Annotated in this window: 11 tRNA genes; all 11 read right to left on the bottom strand. The window is 52.0% G+C overall.

Annotated elements, in window-relative coordinates:
• Positions 1–67: 67 nt before the first annotated feature.
• Positions 68–160, bottom strand: a tRNA-Ser gene (locus tag COE53_RS21980).
• An 8-nt stretch (positions 161–168) separates the two neighbouring features.
• Positions 169–245: transfer RNA gene (locus tag COE53_RS21975), tRNA-Ile, on the bottom strand.
• Positions 246–254: 9 nt separating this feature from the next.
• Positions 255–328, bottom strand: a tRNA-Met gene (locus COE53_RS21970).
• Between the two features lie 28 nt (positions 329–356).
• Positions 357–429, bottom strand: a tRNA-Ala gene (locus COE53_RS21965).
• A gap of 10 nt (positions 430–439) precedes the next feature.
• A tRNA-Pro gene (locus COE53_RS21960) sits at positions 440–516 on the bottom strand.
• 24 nt (positions 517–540) lie between these two features.
• Positions 541–617: transfer RNA gene (locus COE53_RS21955), tRNA-Arg, on the bottom strand.
• Positions 618–627: 10 nt separating this feature from the next.
• Positions 628–714, bottom strand: a tRNA-Leu gene (locus COE53_RS21950).
• Positions 715–722: 8 nt separating this feature from the next.
• Positions 723–797: transfer RNA gene (locus COE53_RS21945), tRNA-Gly, on the bottom strand.
• Positions 798–826: 29 nt separating this feature from the next.
• Positions 827–909 (bottom strand) — tRNA-Leu (locus tag COE53_RS21940).
• A 10-nt stretch (positions 910–919) separates the two neighbouring features.
• A tRNA-Thr gene (locus COE53_RS21935) sits at positions 920–992 on the bottom strand.
• Positions 993–995: 3 nt separating this feature from the next.
• Positions 996–1,071, bottom strand: a tRNA-Val gene (locus COE53_RS21930).
• Positions 1,072–1,101: the final 30 nt, after the last annotated feature.

Genomic DNA, 1,101 nt, shown 5'->3' with positions numbered 1-1,101 from the left:
CTGCTCCACCCCGCGATAATGTGGATACTATTTAATATAGTTCCATTAATATAAACTTTAATAAAAATGGAGGAGTAAGAGGGATTCGAACCCCCGCGGGCTGTTACACCCCTGTCGGTTTTCAAGACCGATCCCTTCAGCCAGACTTGGGTATTACTCCATTATAAGTGGTGGACCTTGTAGGACTCGAACCTACGACCGGACGGTTATGAGCCGTCTGCTCTAACCAGCTGAGCTAAAGGTCCTTAAATAAGTAGCGGCGGAGGGAGTCGAACCCACGACCTCACGGGTATGAACCGTACGCTCTAGCCAGCTGAGCTACACCGCCATAATAAGTTAATTTAAGTTTCTTCAAGTGGAGCCTAGCGGGATCGAACCGCTGACCTCCTGCGTGCAAGGCAGGCGCTCTCCCAGCTGAGCTAAGGCCCCATGTTTTAAATGGTCGGGAAGACAGGATTTGAACCTGCGACCCCCTGGTCCCAAACCAGGTGCTCTACCAAGCTGAGCCACTTCCCGTTCAGAATTACAGGTGAAATAATATGGCGCGCCCGAAAGGACTCGAACCCATAACCTTTTGATCCGTAGTCAAACGCTCTATCCAATTGAGCTACGGGCGCATATTATAAATGGTACCGAGGGCCGGACTCGAACCGGCACGGGGTCAACCCCCGCAGGATTTTAAGTCCTGTGTGTCTGCCATTCCACCACCCCGGCAGCATATGTGGAGCGGAAGACGGGGCTCGAACCCGCGACCCCAACCTTGGCAAGGTTGTATTCTACCACTGAACTACTTCCGCGTATACTGCTTATAACTTATAAATTTAAATGGTGCGGGTGAAGGGACTCGAACCCCCACACCGAAGTACTAGATCCTAAGTCTAGCGCGTCTGCCAATTCCGCCACACCCGCAANNAAAGAGTGCCGACTAGAGGACTTGAACCCCCAACCTACTGATTACAAGTCAGTTGCTCTACCAATTGAGCTAAGTCGGCATATGGTGGAGGATGACGGGCTCGAACCGCCGACCCCCTGCTTGTAAGGCAGGTGCTCTCCCAGCTGAGCTAATCCTCCATCAAACCAAGCGACGTTCTACTCTCACAG

Origin of the sequence: Bacillus sp. AFS029533, assembly GCF_002585125.1 — a bacterium.
GTDB classification, from domain to species: Bacteria; Bacillota; Bacilli; order Bacillales; family Bacillaceae_G; genus Gottfriedia; species Gottfriedia luciferensis_B.
This window is presented reverse-complemented; position numbering and strand designations above follow the sequence as displayed.